Annotated in this window: 17 protein-coding genes; 5 read left to right on the top strand and 12 right to left on the bottom strand. The window is 70.9% G+C overall.

What is annotated here, in order from left to right; genetic code table 11:
• Positions 1 to 25 precede the first annotated feature (25 nt).
• The 4 genes from ABZ016_RS29955 to ABZ016_RS29940 form a co-directional block, all read right to left on the bottom strand.
• Entirely contained in the window at positions 26 to 1,060 is a 1,035-nt protein-coding gene (locus ABZ016_RS29955; protein WP_356919813.1) for a cellulase family glycosylhydrolase, read from the bottom strand.
• 139 nt (positions 1,061 to 1,199) lie between these two features.
• A complete protein-coding gene (locus tag ABZ016_RS29950; protein ID WP_356919812.1) occupies positions 1,200 to 2,009 on the bottom strand; it encodes a hypothetical protein in 810 nt (269 codons plus the stop codon).
• Positions 2,010 to 2,141: 132 nt separating this feature from the next.
• The gene (locus ABZ016_RS29945) at positions 2,142 to 3,380 is read right to left on the bottom strand and encodes a DUF2993 domain-containing protein (protein WP_356919811.1); all 1,239 of its coding nucleotides are present in this window, start codon (positions 3,378 to 3,380) and stop codon (positions 2,142 to 2,144) included.
• Between the two features lie 74 nt (positions 3,381 to 3,454).
• The gene (locus ABZ016_RS29940) at positions 3,455 to 5,284 is read right to left on the bottom strand and encodes a bifunctional metallophosphatase/5'-nucleotidase (protein ID WP_356919810.1); all 1,830 of its coding nucleotides are present in this window, start codon (positions 5,282 to 5,284) and stop codon (positions 3,455 to 3,457) included.
• 142 nt (positions 5,285 to 5,426) lie between these two features.
• Between ABZ016_RS29940 and mshD the strand changes: the two genes are divergently transcribed.
• A complete protein-coding gene (gene mshD, locus ABZ016_RS29935) occupies positions 5,427 to 6,365 on the top strand; it encodes a mycothiol synthase (RefSeq protein ID WP_356919809.1) in 939 nt (312 codons plus the stop codon).
• Positions 6,366 to 6,380: 15 nt separating this feature from the next.
• Here mshD and ABZ016_RS29930 read toward each other — a convergent pair whose 3' ends face one another.
• The 8 genes from ABZ016_RS29930 to ABZ016_RS29895 form a co-directional block, all read right to left on the bottom strand.
• Positions 6,381 to 7,061 carry an NAD(P)H-dependent oxidoreductase gene (locus ABZ016_RS29930; protein ID WP_356919808.1) on the bottom strand — a complete coding sequence of 227 codons (681 nt, stop codon included), beginning with the start codon at positions 7,059 to 7,061 and terminating at the stop codon, positions 6,381 to 6,383.
• Between the two features lie 44 nt (positions 7,062 to 7,105).
• Positions 7,106 to 7,438: a metalloregulator ArsR/SmtB family transcription factor gene (locus tag ABZ016_RS29925; RefSeq protein ID WP_356919807.1), complete on the bottom strand. Its 333-nt coding sequence runs from the start codon at positions 7,436 to 7,438 to the stop codon at positions 7,106 to 7,108.
• An 80-nt stretch (positions 7,439 to 7,518) separates the two neighbouring features.
• Positions 7,519 to 8,991 (bottom strand): HAMP domain-containing sensor histidine kinase, encoded by a 1,473-nt coding sequence (locus ABZ016_RS29920; protein WP_356919806.1) that lies wholly within the window; start codon positions 8,989 to 8,991, stop codon positions 7,519 to 7,521.
• On the bottom strand, positions 8,988 to 9,725 hold the full coding sequence (locus ABZ016_RS29915) for a response regulator transcription factor (RefSeq protein WP_356919805.1): 738 nt from the start codon (positions 9,723 to 9,725) through the stop codon (positions 8,988 to 8,990). Before ABZ016_RS29915 ends, ABZ016_RS29920 begins: the two co-directional genes overlap by 4 nt.
• 84 nt (positions 9,726 to 9,809) lie before the next feature.
• Complete coding sequence (locus ABZ016_RS29910; protein WP_356919804.1) at positions 9,810 to 9,995, bottom strand: hypothetical protein; 186 nt, start codon at positions 9,993 to 9,995, stop codon at positions 9,810 to 9,812.
• Between the two features lie 46 nt (positions 9,996 to 10,041).
• On the bottom strand, positions 10,042 to 11,112 hold the full coding sequence (locus tag ABZ016_RS29905; protein ID WP_356919803.1) for a trypsin-like peptidase domain-containing protein: 1,071 nt from the start codon (positions 11,110 to 11,112) through the stop codon (positions 10,042 to 10,044).
• Positions 11,113 to 11,224: 112 nt separating this feature from the next.
• On the bottom strand, positions 11,225 to 12,247 hold the full coding sequence (locus ABZ016_RS29900; RefSeq protein ID WP_356919802.1) for a LacI family DNA-binding transcriptional regulator: 1,023 nt from the start codon (positions 12,245 to 12,247) through the stop codon (positions 11,225 to 11,227).
• A 115-nt stretch (positions 12,248 to 12,362) separates the two neighbouring features.
• Positions 12,363 to 13,145: a response regulator transcription factor gene (locus tag ABZ016_RS29895; protein ID WP_356919801.1), complete on the bottom strand. Its 783-nt coding sequence runs from the start codon at positions 13,143 to 13,145 to the stop codon at positions 12,363 to 12,365.
• 173 nt (positions 13,146 to 13,318) lie between these two features.
• On the opposite strand from ABZ016_RS29895, the gene ABZ016_RS29890 reads away from it, so the two are divergent.
• The 4 genes from ABZ016_RS29890 (at position 13,319) to ABZ016_RS29875 (ending at position 16,437) form a co-directional block, all read left to right on the top strand.
• A complete protein-coding gene (locus ABZ016_RS29890; RefSeq protein ID WP_356919800.1) occupies positions 13,319 to 14,170 on the top strand; it encodes an alpha/beta fold hydrolase in 852 nt (283 codons plus the stop codon).
• Between the two features lie 37 nt (positions 14,171 to 14,207).
• Entirely contained in the window at positions 14,208 to 14,462 is a 255-nt protein-coding gene (locus ABZ016_RS29885) for a MoaD/ThiS family protein (protein WP_010036212.1), read from the top strand.
• A 2-nt stretch (positions 14,463 to 14,464) separates the two neighbouring features.
• On the top strand, positions 14,465 to 15,535 hold the full coding sequence (locus tag ABZ016_RS29880; protein WP_356919799.1) for a hypothetical protein: 1,071 nt from the start codon (positions 14,465 to 14,467) through the stop codon (positions 15,533 to 15,535).
• Between the two features lie 158 nt (positions 15,536 to 15,693).
• On the top strand, positions 15,694 to 16,437 hold the full coding sequence (locus ABZ016_RS29875) for a DUF2993 domain-containing protein (protein WP_356919798.1): 744 nt from the start codon (positions 15,694 to 15,696) through the stop codon (positions 16,435 to 16,437).
• Positions 16,438 to 16,565 lie beyond the last annotated feature (128 nt).

Below are 16,565 nucleotides of genomic sequence, written 5' to 3'. Positions count from 1 at the left end.
CCCGGAAGGGCCACCAACCGTGCTGCTACTGCTTCCAGGCGTAGTGCAGCCGGTCCAGGCCGCTCTGGTTGTTCACGGTCAGGCTGAGGTTCGTGCCCGTGCCCTGGAGCGTGGTGAGGGAGTAGGTGTCACCGTTGCGCAGGCCGGGCCAGTAGACCGAGCCGAGGCCCAGCTCCCGGATGGTGTCGGTCGCGGCCTGTATGTACGCGATCTCGTTGGAGCTGCCGACCGGGCCGTTGTAGTCGAGGCCGGTGGTCATGGAGGCGCCGAACTCGTCGAGGATCGTGCGCGAGGCGCAGTCGCCGATACGGGACTTGAAGTCGGCCTTCCACTGGTCGACGCTGGTCCAGTCGGTGTGCCAGAAGCCGTAGTTGTGCAGGGCCAGGCGGACGCCCTTGAGCCGGGGGTCGGCGCAGACGGGCTTGACGTCCTCGCTGTACTTGTAGCCGCCGATGAGGACCCGGTCGCGGGGCACGTCGGCGTGGGTCTTCACCCACTTCGCGGCGATGTCGGTCCACTCCTGGGCGGTGTAGCCGAACGGCTCGTTCATCGGCTCGAAGTACACCTTGGAGTTGCCGTTGTAGGCGGAGGTGATCCGCGCCCACATCTGGTTCCAGGAGGCCTGGTCGTCGATCTTGCCGTCCTTGGCGTTGTCGGCCTCCCAGTAGCCCAGGATGACCTTGAAGCCCTTGGCGGTGGCGGCGTCGATCGCACCCCGGTACGACTTCCAGAAGGGTCCGTTCACGGAGGTCGGGTTGACCGGGAGACGGACCGTGTTGGCGCCGAGCTTGGAGAAGCCGCCGATGATCGCCTTGGACTTGGCGTAGGTGGTGGCGTAGCTGTCGGAGGTGGACAGGCCCGAGGGCACGACCGCGTCGTGGGCGTAGTTGTCGCGCGGGTCGGCCCAGTTGACGCCCTTGAAGTCGCTGACGGGCGGCGGCGTGGTGGGACGGGAGGCTGGCGAGGCGGCAGCGGGGGAAGCGAGCGCTCCGCCGAATGCCGTGACGCAGGCCAGCAGCGCCCCCACGCAAGCTGTCCCGCGGTGGTTCTTTTGAGACACGACATCCCCTTCTGAGCAGGTGCGAAGGTGAGCGGTCACGGTCGGACCGCTCAGTGGAGCACGAAACTAGAAGGGAACTCGAACAGAGGTCAACACATCTGCACACAAAGTTTCACCCACGGCGGGGCCGCCGGGGCGTTCAGGAGGACTTCTCCCCGTCCGAGGACGACGACGACATGTCCTCCAGGTTCTTGCGGGCCTTCTCGGAGAGCTGCTGCTTACCGGCCAACGCCTGTGCGTAGTGCTGCGCGCCTCCGACCTTGGCCATCGGGAAGTCCTCGTCGAACTCCTCCGCCTCGTGGTACGGATCGCCCTGCTTGGTCAGGGCACTGCGCATTGCCTTGCCTGCCCCCGGGAACCTGCGCTCCTCGGACTCGGTCATGATCCCGTAGAGCATGGCGGCGGCCCGCCGCTGTGTGGCGTCCATGGTGCTGACGATGTCCGGGTCCGGTTCCTCTCCGCGCGCCGCTGCCGAGACCACCGGCAGGTGCTCGGCGTCGAGCGCTCTCACGAGCTCGTCGTAGGTGGTCCCGAGGTCCTCGCTCCCTGGGTGCTGGACCTTCTTGTTCGAGGTGATGTACGGACCGGCACCCCGACCCTTGTTCACGGTGTACGAGCCGAAGGGGCTCTGCCCGGGGCCGTAGGTGGGCGCCGCCTGGCCGCGCTTCACGGCCCGTGCGTTGGCCCGGCGCAGCCGGCTCAGCCCGTCCATGGGCTTCTCCTCGGCGGGGCCCGCACCGTCGCCGCCCTGGGGGCTGCGCTGGACGGCCACGAAAGCGGCGTTCCCGGCGGAGCCCTGGAGGGACCGGGCCGCGTCCGGCGTCATCCGTCCCCCGGCCGCCAGCCGGGCAGCCTCGGGGCCCGCCGTACCGGGCCGGAGGAGGGGCCGGTGGTCGTGTCCGGCCCGCGCGTCCGTTTCCGACTCCGGAGACCGGCCGTGCCCGCGCATCCGTATCCTCCTCGTCTCGGTCCGGTCGTACCCCGCCAGTCTCCGTGGGGGGCGCGGGGCACGGCAGTGTCCGGGGGCCAGACTTTCGGGCACGGTCCGCTGCGCGAACGGCCGTCCCGCGCGGGGTGCGACTCAGCCGCCCACCGACAGCCCAGAGCCCGACACCCGCACCCGGATGCCGTCCTTCCCCACCCGGACGTCCTGCAGCCGCACGTCCCCCTGCTCCGGCTTCGGCAGTTCGAACGCCAGGGACAGCCGGTCGGCGAGGACCGGGCGGGTCAGGCCGGACAGCTCGTCGAGGAGGTCGGGGTCGAGACCCAGGCGGCGCATCACGTCGGGGTTGCTCAGCGCCAGGTCGATGAGGTTGAGGCGCTCGGCCTGGCGGGCGAAGCGCGGGGTGCCGGTCAGCTCGGCGAGCTTGCCGTCGTCGGCGAGGGCCTCCTGCACGGTCGCCTCGGGCACGCCCATCCGCTGCACGATGGCCGGGACCGACAGCAGTGCCTTGGCCTTCCGGGTCTCGCGGGCGAGGTCGGCGCTGGCCTTGGGCGTCAGGTGCAGGCCCTCCGAGGCGCGCTTGCCGGGGCGGTAGGTGGCCAGGTCGCCGATGTCGAGCCGCATCCCGCCGATCTCCGTGGCGATGCCCCGCTCGCCCTGGCGCTGGATCCGGGCCTCGGCCCGCAGCCGCAGGTCGTGGCCGGCCACCGGCAGGGTTCCGTCGGCGCGCACCCGGTCGCGGCCCTGGCCCGTGAACGTCACCTGGGAGGCCCCGAGTTCGCGGTTGAGGTCCTCGAAGGACAGCACGACCTCCCCGTCGAACCGGGGGATCCGGGCACCGCGTACGGAGGTCAGTCCGTCGGCGTCCAGCCGGATGTCATGGGCGGTGGCGGACACTTTCGCGAGCGAGACCCGGTCGGCGGCGACGTCCGGCACGGTCACCTTCACCGATTCCAGCTGTTTGTCGGCGAGTTGGGTGAGGAAGGGGAACCCGCCGATCTCGACCTCGGGCGCCGCGGCCAGGTCGAGGCGGTCCTTGAGCGTGTCCGCGGCCCGGTGCTCGGCGTACAGCACGGCCCAGCGGTCGCCGAGGGCGGCGAAGGCCGCGATCACGAGGAGGGCGACCACCGCCTTCACGGCGAGAGGCAGTCCGGCGAAACGATTCCTCTTACGCCGTCCGCCCCGGCGGTGGGCAGGCGGCGACCACTCCGGCTCCTCCTCGTCCCGCTGCTCGGCGTCCTCGCCGAGGAACTCCTCCAGAGGGGTCTCCTCCAGCGGGCCGTCGTCGAGGGCGCCGAGTTCCTCGTAGGGGTTGCGAGCTCCCTCGGAGTACTGGTCGGGGCGGTGGTGCGTGTCTATGCGGTGGGGGGTGCGCATCGACTCATCCGAACATGCGCACCGCCCCTACCCGCAACCTGAACCACAGGTATGCGATTTACTTCACGATCGCGTTACTTCACGATCGTGATGCGGTCCGCCTTCGGCGGCGCGATCGGGTTCGTGGCCGAGGAGTTGGCCGTCAGGTACTGCTCCAGCGCGGCCAGGTCGTCCGAGCCCACGACATCGCCGGTGCCCTGCCCCAGCGTCGGGAAACCGTCGCCGCCGCCCGCGAGGAAACTGTTGGTCGCGACGCGGTAGGTGGCGGCCGGGTCGATGGCCGAGCCGTTCAGCCTGATGCTGTCCGTGACCACACGGTCGGCGCCGGACTTGGTGAGGTCCAGCGTGTAGGTGAGGCCGGAGGACACCTGGAGGATCTTGGGGGCGGCCGCGTTCGGGCCGCTCACCTGCTCCTTGAGCACCTGGATCAGCTGCGCGCCCGTGAAGTTCTGCAGGTTCACGGTGTTGGCGAACGGCTGGACCGTGAAGCCCTCGGCGTACGTCACGACACCGTCGCCCTCACCGGCCTTCGCCGCGTACGTCAGCGGCGCCCTGATCCCACCGGGGTTCATCAGCGCCAGGTCGGTCTCCGGGTCGAGCTGCTTGCCGTGGGCGAGCTGGGCGTCGGCGATGAGGTCGCCGAGCGGGGACTCGGTGCCGGTGTTGCCGATGTCGCCGGAGATGTAGCCGATCGGCTTGTTGCCGATGGGCGCGGCCAGGGTGTTCCACTTGCCGATCAGCTGGGTCATGTCGGGCGCCTTGGGGACGTCCCGGGTGACCACGTGGTTCGCCGACTTCACGGCCGTACGGGCGATGTCGCCGGTCCGGCGGTCGTACGTGAGCGTGGTGTCGGTGTAGAGGCGGCCGAAGGACGCGGCCGAGGTGACCATGCGGGGCTTGCCCGCCGGGTCGTCGATCGTGCACACGTACGCGTTGTGGGTGTGGCCGGTGACCAGCGCGTCCACCTGCGGCGTGACGTTCTTGGCGATGTCGACGATCGGTCCGGAGACGCCGTCGCCCGCGCCCGGGGCGTCGCAGTCGTAGTTGTACGACGACGAGGCCGGGAAGCCGCCTTCGTGGATGAGGGCGACGATCGACTTCACGCCCTGCTTCTGGAGCACCTTGGCGTACTTGTTGATCGTCTCGACCTCGTCCTTGAAGGAGAGGCCCTTGACGCCCTCGGCGGAGACGATGTCCGGGGTGCCCTCCAGGGTCACGCCGATGAAGCCGACCTTGACGTCCTTCTTCTTCCACACCCAGTAGGGCTTCAGAATCGGCTTCTTCGTCTTCTCGTCGAGGACGTTGGCCGCCAGGTAGGGGAAGTCGGCGCCCTTGAACCTCTTGTCCGTGTAGCAGCCGTCCTTCGGGTGGCAGCCGCCGTTCTGCAGCCGGGCCAGCTCCTTGGCGCCCTCGTCGAACTCGTGGTTGCCGACGGAGGTGACGTCGAGGTCGAGCTTGTTCAGCGCCTCGATGGTGGGCTCGTCGTGGAACAGCCCGGAGATCAGCGGGGAGGCGCCGACCATGTCGCCGCCGGCCGCGGTGACGGAGTACTTCTGGCCCGTGCGGGCCTCGCGCAGATGCGTGGCGAGGTACTCGGCACCGCCCGCGTCGATGGTCTTCGTGGTGCCGTCGGGCTGGTCCTCGGTGACCCGGCCGGAGGAACCGGCGGGCGGCTCCAGGTTGCCGTGCAGGTCGTTGAAGGACAGCAGCTGGACGTCCTGGTAGCGGCCGGGCCAGTGGCCGCCCTTGCGGTGGTCCTCGCCGGCGGACGCCGACCCGGGCAGCATCGCCGCGGCCAGCGCGCCGACGGCGGCGACACCGGCGGTCAGAGCGACGAGACGGGTCGTACGACGTCTGCGGCGCTCCTGGTGCGCCGGTGCCGCTGCGGGTGAAGTGGCTGGCATTCGCCCCCCTGGGTGTCTGCTGGACAGTGATGTCGTCCGGCGCAGCCTAGAGTCAACGCGCGTAGCGCGACAGGTGTTTCGTGGTTACATCCTGGTTGCCTTTTGCCGCCGATTTGCCGCCGGTGCCCGTACCCTCGTACGCATGACCAGCGACGACACCGTACGGCCCGGCCGCAACCGCTCGATCGACACGTACGCCGCGCTCTCCACCGAGCAGACCGAGGCCGTCCTGCGGCTGCTCGACGAAGCCGCCGCCACCGACGGGCAGCAGGCGGTGTCCGAACAGGGCCGGTTGCAGTTGCGCGGGGGCGAGCGCGAGGGCGTGTCCCATCTGCTGCTCACCGTGGACAGCGGCGAGAGCCGTGAACTCGTGGGGTATGCCCAGCTGGAGGACACCGATTCGGTGGAGCCGCCGGCCGCCGAGCTGGTCGTGCACCCCGGGCATCGCGGGCAGGGACACGGGCGGGCACTGGGCTCCGCGCTGCTGGGCGCGTCCGGCAAGCGGCTGCGGGTGTGGGCGCACGGCGGGCACTCCGCGGCCCGGCATCTCGCCCAGGTCCTGGGGCTGACCCTCTTCCGTGAACTGCGTCAGATGCGCCGCCCGTTGACGGGCTTCGACGCGCCCGAGCCGGTCCTGCCCGAGGGCGTCACGGTCCGCCCCTTCGTCCCCGGCCGGGACGACGCGGCCTGGCTCGCGGTGAACGCGGCCGCCTTCGCCCACCACCCCGAGCAGGGCTCCCTCACCCAGCGGGACCTCGACGACCGCAAGGCCGAGCCGTGGTTCGACCCGGCGGGTTTCTTCCTCGCCTTCCGCGGCGACGAACTCGTCGGTTTCCACTGGACGAAGGTGCACGCCGAGGAGGGCCTCGGTGAGGTGTACGTCCTCGGTGTGGGACCCGGCGCGCAGGGCGGCGGCCTCGGCAAGTCCCTCACGACGATCGGCCTGCGGCACCTGGCGGAGCGGGGGCTGCCGACGGCGATGCTGTACGTCGACGCGGACAACAAGGCGGCGGTGTCGGTGTACGAGCGGCTGGGGTTCGTGACGCACGAGGTGGATCTGATGTACCGGACGGAGACGTGACGGGACCGTTCCGGCTCAGCCCACCGGGGACGGGCTCGGCGCGGCGACACGGGCGACGGACTGCCTGACCGCGCCCAGCGCCGCCGCCCGTTCCTCGTCGGTCATGCGGGCCGGACCGTAGGTGATCACGGGGTCGAGGACCTCGAAGCCGACGAACTCCAGCATTCCGCGGTGGATGTGGAACAGGAAGTCGTCCATCGGGCCGAAGGCGCCACCGGGCCGGAACGACTCGGTGGGCCCGCCGGTCGTGAACAGCAGCATCGCGCGCTTCCCGGCGAGCGCGGCGTCCCCGAACAGCCCGTGGTCGCCGCCGAAGACCCCGCCCATCACGAAGACCCGGTCCACCCATCCCTTGAGGACGGCGGGCAGCGAGAACCACCACAGCGGGAACGACAGCACGAGCAGGTCCGCCGCGAGCAGCCGGTCGAGATGGGCCTGGACGGCCGCGTCGAGGGTGCCCTCCCGCACCGCGCGCACCTGCTCGGCCTGCGGCTTGAACGGGCCGTCCACCGGCGCGAACTCCTCGCGGGCGAGGACCGGTGCCCAGCCGTCGGCGTAGAGGTCCAGGACGTCGACGCGGTACCCGGCCGCGCGCAGGGTCTCGGCCGCGGCGGTCATCTGGGCGGTGCTGAAGGAGTGGGGCTCGGGGTGGGCGTGAACGATCAGCGCGGTGGGCGCGGCGGTGAAGGTCGACATGATGAGATCATATCGACGTATCGCGATTCGTCAATCTGTCCTGTTCAGACGTTGGTGCCGATCTCCCGTGCAAGCTGTGCCACCCGGTCCTCGTCCCGCCGGTAGTGGGTCCACTTGCCCACCCGGGTGGGGCGCACCAGTCCGGCCCGTTCGAGCGTGCTCATGTAGCTGGAGACCGTCGACTGGGCGAGTCCCGCCTTCGCCTGGATGTGTGTGACGCACACACCGACCGACCGGCGGTCCGCGATCGGCTCGTACTCGGCGAAATGCGCCTCGGGGTCCTTCAGCCACCGCATGATCTGCAGACGGGCGGGGTTGCCGAGGGCCTTGAACACCTCGATCAGCTCAGCCGGGTCCAGTCCCGCCGTCGCGGCCATGCGCAGCCACCTTTCTCGCCCACGAGTCCGACATTCCGACACACCACGATACGTCGATGCCGGAGATGCCCGGACCCGCGCTATTCGGCGGCGAGGGCCGGGTCGTCCGGCGGCGGCAGGGGCGCTCCCGGCAGTCGTACCGTCGCCACCGTGCCCCCGCCCTCGGCCCGGGACAGCGACACCTCGCCCCCGGCCTGCTGCACCGTCCGCGCCACGATCGACAGGCCGAGCCCCGAGCCCGGCAGCGCCCGTGCGCTCGGGGAGCGCCAGAAGCGGTCGAAGACGTGGGGGAGTTCGTCGGCGGGGATGCCCGGGCCGTGGTCACGGACCGTCAGGGCACCCGCGGAGAGGCGTACCTCGATCGTGCCGCCCTCGGGGCTGAACTTCACCGCGTTGTCCAGGATGTTGACCACCGCCCGCTCCAGCGAGGTGGGCTCGGCGCGCACGAACCAGCGCTGGACGTCCGCCGTGATCGTCAGCTCCGGGCCCCGCAGCCGCGCCCGCCGCAGCGCCGACTCGACGGTGTCGTGCCAGGCGACGATCTGCGTCCGGCCCGAGTGCTGGCCGGTGTCCGGACGCGACAGTTCCTGAAGGTCGCCGATGAGCGCCGCCAGCTCCGTCATCTGCGCCTTCACCGACGCGAGCAGGGCCTTGCGGTCCGCCTCGGGGATGGGGCGGCCCGTCTCCTCGCTGCGGGTGAGGAGTTCGATGTTGGTACGGAGGGAGGTGAGCGGCGTACGGAGCTCGTGGCCGGCGTCCGCGATGAGCTGTTGCTGCAGCTCGCGGGAGCTGGCCAGGGCCGAGGTCATCGAGTTGAAGGAGCGGGAGAGTCGGGCCACCTCGTCCTCGCTCGCGTCGTCCACGGGGATGCGGACGTCCAGATCCTCCGTGCGGGCCACGTGCTCCACGGCCTCGGTGAGTTTGTCGACCGGGCGCAGGCCGGCCCGGGCCACCGTGAGACCGGCCGCCCCGGCGCCCATCACCCCGACCCCGGAGACCAGCAGGAGGATCAGCGCCAGTTCGTTGAGCGTGGACTCCGTCCCCTTCAGGGGTACGGCGATGACCAGTGCGTAGTCGGCGGCCACGCCCTGCTGGAACGGGCCGTCCTTGACGACGACGGCCGTGGTCAGCACGCGCACCGAGTTGCCGTCGCTGTCGGTGCCGTTGCGCAGACTGATCTTCGTGGGGTCGGGGTTCTTGGCCACGTCCTTGTCGCCGCTCGTGACCTTCACCTGGGGCATGAGATTGCTGAACAGGCAGACCGTGCCGTCGGACCTGACCACCTGGGCGTAGGTCTGCGGCCGCGGTGCCCCGCCCAGGGTGCTCGACGGCTTCTGGGGACACGTCTTCGTCAGTGCGTCGAAGTCGTCCGCCTGAATGGTGCGGAACGACGACTTCAGGTCCCCGTCCACCTGGTCGTACAGCTTCCCCTGCACGATGAACCAGCACGTCACCGACACCGCCGCCACGGCGAACGCCACCGCCGCCGCCACCAGCAGCGCCAGCCGGGACCGGATCGGCAGGGAACGGAAGCGGCGTACGACCTTGTTCACTCCGCGCCGCCCTGCCGCAACACGTAGCCCACACCCCGCACCGTGTGGACGAGGCGCGGCTCGCCGCCCGCCTCGGTCTTGCGGCGCAGGTACATCACGTAGACGTCGAGGGAGTTGGACGACGGCTCGAAGTCGAAGCCCCAGACCGCCTTGAGGATCTGTTCCCGGGTCAGCACCTGGCGCGGGTGCGCCAGGAACATCTCCAGGAGGGTGAACTCCGTGCGGGTCAGCTCCACCTGGCGGCCGGCTCGCGTGACCTCACGTGTCGCGAGGTCCATGCGCAGGTCGGCGAAGGTGAGGGCGTCCTCGTCGGCGGGGCTGCCCGCGCCCACGGCCGCCGCGTAGGAGCTGCGGCGCAGCAGGGCGCGGATACGGGCGAAGAGTTCGTCGAGTTCGAAGGGCTTGACGAGGTAGTCGTCGGCGCCCGCGTCCAGCCCGGTCACCCGGTCGCCGACGGTGTCACGGGCGGTGAGCATCAGGATGGGGATGGTGTCGCCGGTGGCGCGGATGCGGCGGGCGGCGGTCAGGCCGTCCATGCGGGGCATCTGGATGTCGAGGACGACCAGGTCGGGCCGGTAGGCCGCGGCCTTGTCCAGGGCGTCCGCGCCGTCGACGGCGACCTCGGTGTCGTACCCCTCGAAGGCGAGGCTGCGCTGGAGTGCTTCGCGTACCGCCGGCTCGTCGTCGACGATCAGGATGCGCTGGGGGTCACGGTCGCCGTCTGCGGGGCTCATGGGTCGGGGGTCCTCGGGGTGGGAAGGGAGGGACGGGCTGACGCTCTCAGCCTCGCACGGCGGCGGGGTGAGCAGGGAGGAGTGTCAGCCGCGTGCGGTGCGGCGCCGGGACGCGGTCCGCTTCTTGCCGGTGGTGGCCCTGCGGGGCGCGGCGGGCGCAACCTCCGGGGCCCGCCCCGCCGGTGCGTGCAGCTCGTGGGCCACCGCCAGTGCCAGCCGCACTCCCGCCGCGTCGCCGCCGGGGTCCGTGTGCGCAACCTGCTGGATCATCGCCTTGCTCCTTGCTCCTTGCTCCTTGCTCCTGGGGCCGTGGTTCTCAGTCCGTCGCACCGGCGCGCAGCTTGGCGAGGTCGGCCTTGACGGTGTTGACCGGTATGGCGAAGCCCAGTCCGACGCTGCCGGCGCTGGAGGACGAGGAGGCCTGGCCCGTCGGCGAGTACATCGCGGAGTTGATCCCGATGATGTTGCCGTTCATGTCGATCAGCGCGCCGCCGGAGTTGCCCGGGTTGAGGGACGCGTCGGTCTGGAGCGCCTTGTACGTCGTGGTGTCGGAGCCGGTGTCGCCGTTGAACTGCCGTCCGCCGAACTCGAACGGCCACTGGTCGCCGCCCTGCCCCTGGCCCTGCCCCTGGCCCTGCCCCCACTGGCCCTGGCCCTGGTCCTCGTCGGTGGGGACCGTGACGTCACGGTCGAGGGCCGAGATGATGCCGCTGGTGACGGTGCCGGACAGGCCCTCGGGGGAGCCGATCGCCACGACCTGGTCGCCGACCTGCAGGCCGGAGGAGTCGCCGAGCGTCGCGGCCTTCATGCCGGAGGCGTTCGTCAGCTTGATCAGCGCCAGGTCCTTCTTGCTGTCGGTGCCGACGACCTTGGCGGAGTACGACGTGCCGTCGTTGGTCGTCACCTTGATCTGGGAGGCGCCGGAGACGACGTGGTTGTTGGTGACGATCTCGCCGCCGCCGGTGATGATCACGCCGGAGCCGGTGGAGGAACCGGCGTTGGATTCGGCGTTGATCTCGACGATGCTCGGGCTGACCGCCTTGGCGACACCGGAGACGGTGCCCTTCTGGCTGGACGGCACCACGTTGGTGCTGGTGGAGCTGGAGCTGACGGTGTCGTTGCCGGTCAGCTCCTGGATGCCGTAGGCGGTGCCGCCGCCGATCGCCGCGGCGACGATCGCCACGGCGGCGAGCAGGGCGACCGGGCCACGGGGGCGCTTCTTGGGAGCCGGAGCCGGAGCCGGAGCCGGAATCGAAGTCGAAGTCGAAATCGGAGCCTGTGCCGGGGTGTACGCCGGCGGGGGCGGCCACTCGGGGTTCACCGGGGCCTGCTGCTGACCCTCGTAAGGGTTCTGGTTCTCGCCACTGCGGTGGAAGCTCTCGGTCATGTCTCAGAGCTTGTCGCCCGACCATGAGAGCTTCCTGAGTGCTCCCTGAGAAGCCCGACAGAACCTCGTATGCCCGATATAAAGCCGCCCGGGTGGGCCCTGCCGACAGGTCCTACGGGCAGCCGCAGGAGCGTCGGACCACCAGGCGCGAGGGGAACACCTTCAGCCGCTCCCGGCGTGACCCGGCCACCCGCAGCCCGTCGTCGAGGACGAGGTCCACCGCCGCACGGGCCATCGCCGGGCGGTCGGAGGCGATCGTCGTCATGGGCGGGTCGGCCAGGGCCGCCTCCTTGATGTCGTCGAAGCCGGCCACCGCCAGCTCGCCGGGGACGTCGATGCGCAGCTCGCGCGCCGCGCGCAGCAGGCCGATCGCCTGGTCGTCGGTGGAGCAGAAGATCGCCGGCGGGCGGTCGGGGCCGGAGAGGATCTTCAGGGCGGTCTGGTAGGCGTCGTAGCGGTTGTAGAGGGCCTCGAAGAGGCGGCCCTCGGTGGAGACGCCGGCTTCGTCCATCGCGCGCCGCCAGCCCTCGACGTGGTCGGAGACCGGGTCGCCGACCGCGGGGGTCTCGGCGATGCCGCCCATACAGGCCACGTACTCGTGGCCGTGCTCCAGCAGGTGCCGGACGGCGGCCTGGGCGCCGCCCAGGTCGTCGGTGACGACGGCGACGTCGTCCATGGCCTCGGGCCGCTCGTGCAGCAGCACCACCCGGGCGTCCCAGGCCTCGATCTCGGCGGCGGCCTGGTCGTTCAGCGCGTGGCTGACGAGGATCAGGCCCGAGACCCGCATCCCGAGGAAGGCGCGCAGGTAGTGGACCTCGCGCTCGCTCACGTAGTCGGTGTTGCCGACGAGGACCATCTTTCCGCGCTCGGAGGCGGCCTGCTCGACCGCGTGCGCCATCTCCCCGAAGAAGGGCTGGCGCGCGTCCGGGATGATCAGGCCTATGAGGTCCGTACGCCGGGACGCCATCGCCTGGGCGACCCGGTCGGGCCGGTACCCCAGCTCCTTGATCGCGGCGAGGACACGCTCGCGCGTGGCCGGGGCGACCGGCCGGGGTCCGTTGTTGATGACATAACTGACCACGGCAGTGGAAGTCCCTGCCAGTCGCGCCACATCATCCCGAGTCACCTTTGCCACGCGCGGAGTCTACGCGGATATACCGGCTCTGGGCAGGGCGTAAAGGAGCTTCCATAGGATTTCCCGGCGATATTCAGATTGCCGTTCGATCCTCTTGCCGCGCTTTCGTGTTCCTTCAGGCCTTGGCGCGGGTTTTCCCGTCGTCCAGGGCGGCCGGCTCGTCCGCGCCGTCGTCCTGTTTCGCCTTGGCGGCCTTGGCCTTCGCCTCCTCGGCGGCGCGCTCCACCTTCTCGGGCGTAACGAATCGATAACCGACGTTCCGGACGGTGCCGATCAGCGACTCGTGTTCGGGACCGAGTTTGGCGCGCAGGCGCCGTACGTGCACGTCGACCGTGCGCGTACCGCCGAAGTAGTCGTAGCCCCAGACCTCCTGGAGCAGCTGGGCGCGCGTGAAGACGCGGCCGGGGTGCTGCGCGAGGTACTTCAGGAGCTCGAACTCCTTGAAGGTCAGGTCCAGGACCCGGCCCTTGAGCTTGGCGGAGTACGTCGCCTCGTCGACCGACAGGTCGCCGTTGCGGATCTCCATGGGGGAGTCGTCGCTGACGATCTGCTGCCGGCCCATGGCCAGCCGCAGCCGGGCCTCGACCTCCGCGGGTCCCGCGGTGTCGAGGAGGACGTCGTCGATGCCCCAGTCCGCGGTGACGGCGGCGAGACCGCCCTCCGTGACCACGAGGACGAGCGGACAGCCGGGCCCGGTCGAGCGCAGCAGCTGGCACAGGCTGCGGACCTGCGGCAGATCGCGCCGGCCGTCGACGAGGATGACGTCGGCACCCGGGGTGTCGACGAGTGCGGGGCCCTCCGCGGGAGCCACTCGCACGTTGTGCAGGAGCAGGCCGAGAGCGGGGAGCACCTCCGTCGACGGCTGGAGGGCGTTGGTCAGGAGCAGCAGAGAACTCATACGTCTGGTTCCTCCTCGGTCCCTGCGAGGACGTTTGTTGGCAACAGCACAGCTCTGCGATCCCGAAGGCCCCGTACACCTGCGGTTTCCCGCGTCGTATACAACGCTTCCGAAAGCACAAAAGGACCCGGGGGCGACGCTGCCCGAGTCCTCTGCCCAGCAGAATAGCCCACATGAGCTCTGGACCGGCAGGTCATGTGGCGCGATCCACGCTTCGTCCGCACTGTGAGACGACCGGGGGAACGCCTGTGCGGACACCTTCGCGGACTTTCCTGCGTGCCTCGGACGGCGTGACGATCGACGCCGTGTACGACCCGGGCACCGCCGTGCGCGACGCCTCCCGGACGCCTGCCGATCACCCCGTGTTCGTCGTCGCCCACGGCTTCACCGGTGCGGTGGACCGGCCGCACGTACGGCGCGTGGCGCAGGCCTTCGCCCGGTTCGGGGCCGTCGTCACGTTCTCCTTCCGGGGGCACGGGGCGTCCGGCGGGCGGTCCACGGTCGGGGACCGGGAGGTGCTCGACCTGGCGGCGGCGGTGCGGTGGGCGCGGGAACTCGGGCACACGCGCGTGGGCACGGTCGGGTTCTCCATGGGCGGCTCGGTGGTGCTGCGGCACGCGGCGCTGCACCAGAGGGACACCGACGCGGTGGTGTCCGTCAGCGCCCCGGCCCGCTGGTACTACCGGGGCACCGCCCCCATGCGGCGGCTGCACTGGCTGGTGACGCGGCCCGAGGGGCGGATGGTGGGCCGGTACGGCTTCGGTACGCGGATCCACCACCGGGACTGGGACCCGGTCCCGCTCTCGCCGGTGCAGGCGGTACCGCGGATCGCCCCGACCCCGCTGCTGATCGTGCACGGCGACGCCGACGGCTACTTCCCCGTCGACCATCCGCGGATGCTGGCCGCGGCCGCCGGTGACCAGGGCGAACTGTGGCTGGAGCCGGGCATGGGGCATGCCGAGCACGCGGCGAGCGACGAACTGCTGGACCGGATCGCGGCGTGGGTCGTCGGCCGGGCGGGCTAGCCTGACGGGGTTCACAGACGAGTGATTGAGGAAGCAGATGCCAAAGGTCACGGTGCGCTACTGGGCCGCCGCCAAGGCCGCGGCCGGGGTGGCCGAGGAGCCGTACGAGGCGGCCACGCTCGCCGAGGCGCTCGACGGGGTGCGCGAGCGGCACCCCGGTGAGCTGGAGCGCGTGCTGCGGCGCTGCTCGTTCCTCGTCGACGGTGACCCCGTGGGCACCCGCGGACATGAGACGGTACGGCTGGCCGACGGCGGCACGGTCGAGGTGCTCCCGCCGTTCGCAGGAGGGTGACGATGACCGATCAGCCGTATGGGAACGGCGGACCGTACGAGGCGCACGGGCCGAACCAGGCGTACCCGAACCAGGCGTACCCGAACCAGGGGTACCAGCAGCCCTACGAGGATCCGTACGCCGCTCAGCAGTACACGCAGCAGTGGCAGGGGCAGACCTGGGAGACCCAGACGCACGCGCCGGTGCCCGCGCAGGCGACTCCGGCGGAGGAGACGGCGTATCTGCCGCCGCAGGGACACACGGCGCCGCCCGCCGGTGAACCCGCTCCTGCTCCCGATTCCGACTCCGGTTACGGCCCTGCCACGGTCGGCGGGAACGCGCGGATCACGGACGCCCAGCGGGCCCGGGCCGAGGGCCGGTCGCCGATCATCGAGCCCGGGATGCAGCCGGCCGCGCTGACGGCGCTGCTGGGCCTGCTGCTGGCGGGTGCGGCGGCGGTGGGGACGTACGCGCTCCTGGTCCCGCTCGTCGTCCTCCAGGCCGTCACGGCGGCCGGCTGGTTCCGGCTGAACGGGATGTGGCCGGCGCGGCAGGGCATCGCGCTGGGCTTCGCCGGGGCGCTGGCCGCGGACGCGGCGCTGCTGGTGTCGGACCGCTCGCCGTCCGCGATCCTGGGCACGCTCGGGGTGTGGGTGCTGCTGGCGCTGGTCCTGCAGCTGCGCTCGCACGCCGACCCGGACGAGCGGATGTACGGCCTGATGGCGACGGTCGCGGCGTCGGCGCTGGCGATCGTCGCGGGTGGGTACCTCGCGGCCGACGCGGACGCGGTGACAGTGGGAGCGATCGCCGTGGCCGTCGCGGTCCTGGCCCGCGCCCTGCCGCTGCCGACGCCCGCGTCGGTGGTGGTGGCGCTGCTCGCGGGCGCCGGCGCGGGCATCGCGTCCGGCGCGCTGACCGACCTGGGCACGTCGGCCGCCCTCCTCGGCACGGGCGCGGCAGCCTGCGCCCTGATCGGCCACCGGGTCGCGAGCTACGACTACCCGTCCCGCTTCGTCCACTTCACCGCGGGAGTGGCTTTGCCACTGGCGGCGGCGGCTCCTGCGGTCTATGTCCTGGGCAGGGCGCTCGCTTAACTGCGGGCAATCGTGCGGCACAGACACCGAGTACCTGTCACAGGTGATCGACAAATCCAGGGCACCCACATCCCACGGAGTTACCCTCACGCTTGGACGGCCGCCCGGTCGTCGCACACCGGACCGCCGTCCAACCGCCTAGGTGGGGGAAACACCGCATGCGCGCACTGCGAATACTGCTGATCGTCGTCGTGATCCTGGGCGGACTCTTCGTGATCGCCGACCGCGTCGCCGTCAACTTCGCCGAGGACGAGGCCGCGGACCGCCTGAAGACCACCGAGAACCTGGCCAGCACCCCGGACGTGTCCATCAAGGGCTTCCCGTTCCTCACCCAGGTCGCCGGCGGTTCCCTCGACGACATCCAGGTCGGCATCGAGAACTACGAGGCCGCCGCCGGCAACGGCGACAGTGCCCAGAAGATCCGTATCGACGACCTCCGCGCCGACATGAAGGGCGTCGAGTTCTCCGGCGACTACAGCTCCGCCACCGCCACCAGCGCCACCGGCACCGCGACCATCGCCTACGACGAGCTGCTGAAGACCGCGAAGTCGGAGCCCACCCAGGTCGCCCCGGGTGTCACCGCCAACGTCGTCGGGCTCTCCGACGGCGGCAACGGCAAGATCAAGGTCACCGTCGAGGCCACCGTCCTCGGCACCAAGCTGCCGGAGCCGGTCTCCGTGCTCAGCACGGTCACGGTCGTCGACGGCACGGTGCGCGTGAAGGCCGACGGCCTGCCCAAGTTCGGCGGTGTCGACATCGCCGAGAACCGTGTCCGGGCGATCACCGACTTCCAGCAGAAGATCGACGGCCTGCCCGGCGGGATCGAGCTGGACAAGGTGCAGGCGGCTCCGGACGGCGTGGAGATCACGGTGAAGGGTTCCAACGTCCGGCTCGCCGGGTAGGTAGCGGCACGTCGGCCCGACCAGGACTGTCCGGTGGGCGAGACGGCGGAGTCCGTAGCGTAGATGTGGCCGTGGATACATCCGGCCGGACGCTGCGCGTGAGGGGCGTCGAGGGACCGTCGATCCCA

This window comes from Streptomyces sp. NPDC006372, assembly GCF_040612515.1.
In the GTDB taxonomy this organism is placed as follows: domain Bacteria; phylum Actinomycetota; class Actinomycetes; order Streptomycetales; family Streptomycetaceae; genus Streptomyces.
Note: the sequence above shows the minus strand (reverse complement) of the source record. Positions and strands in the feature narration are given on the sequence as shown.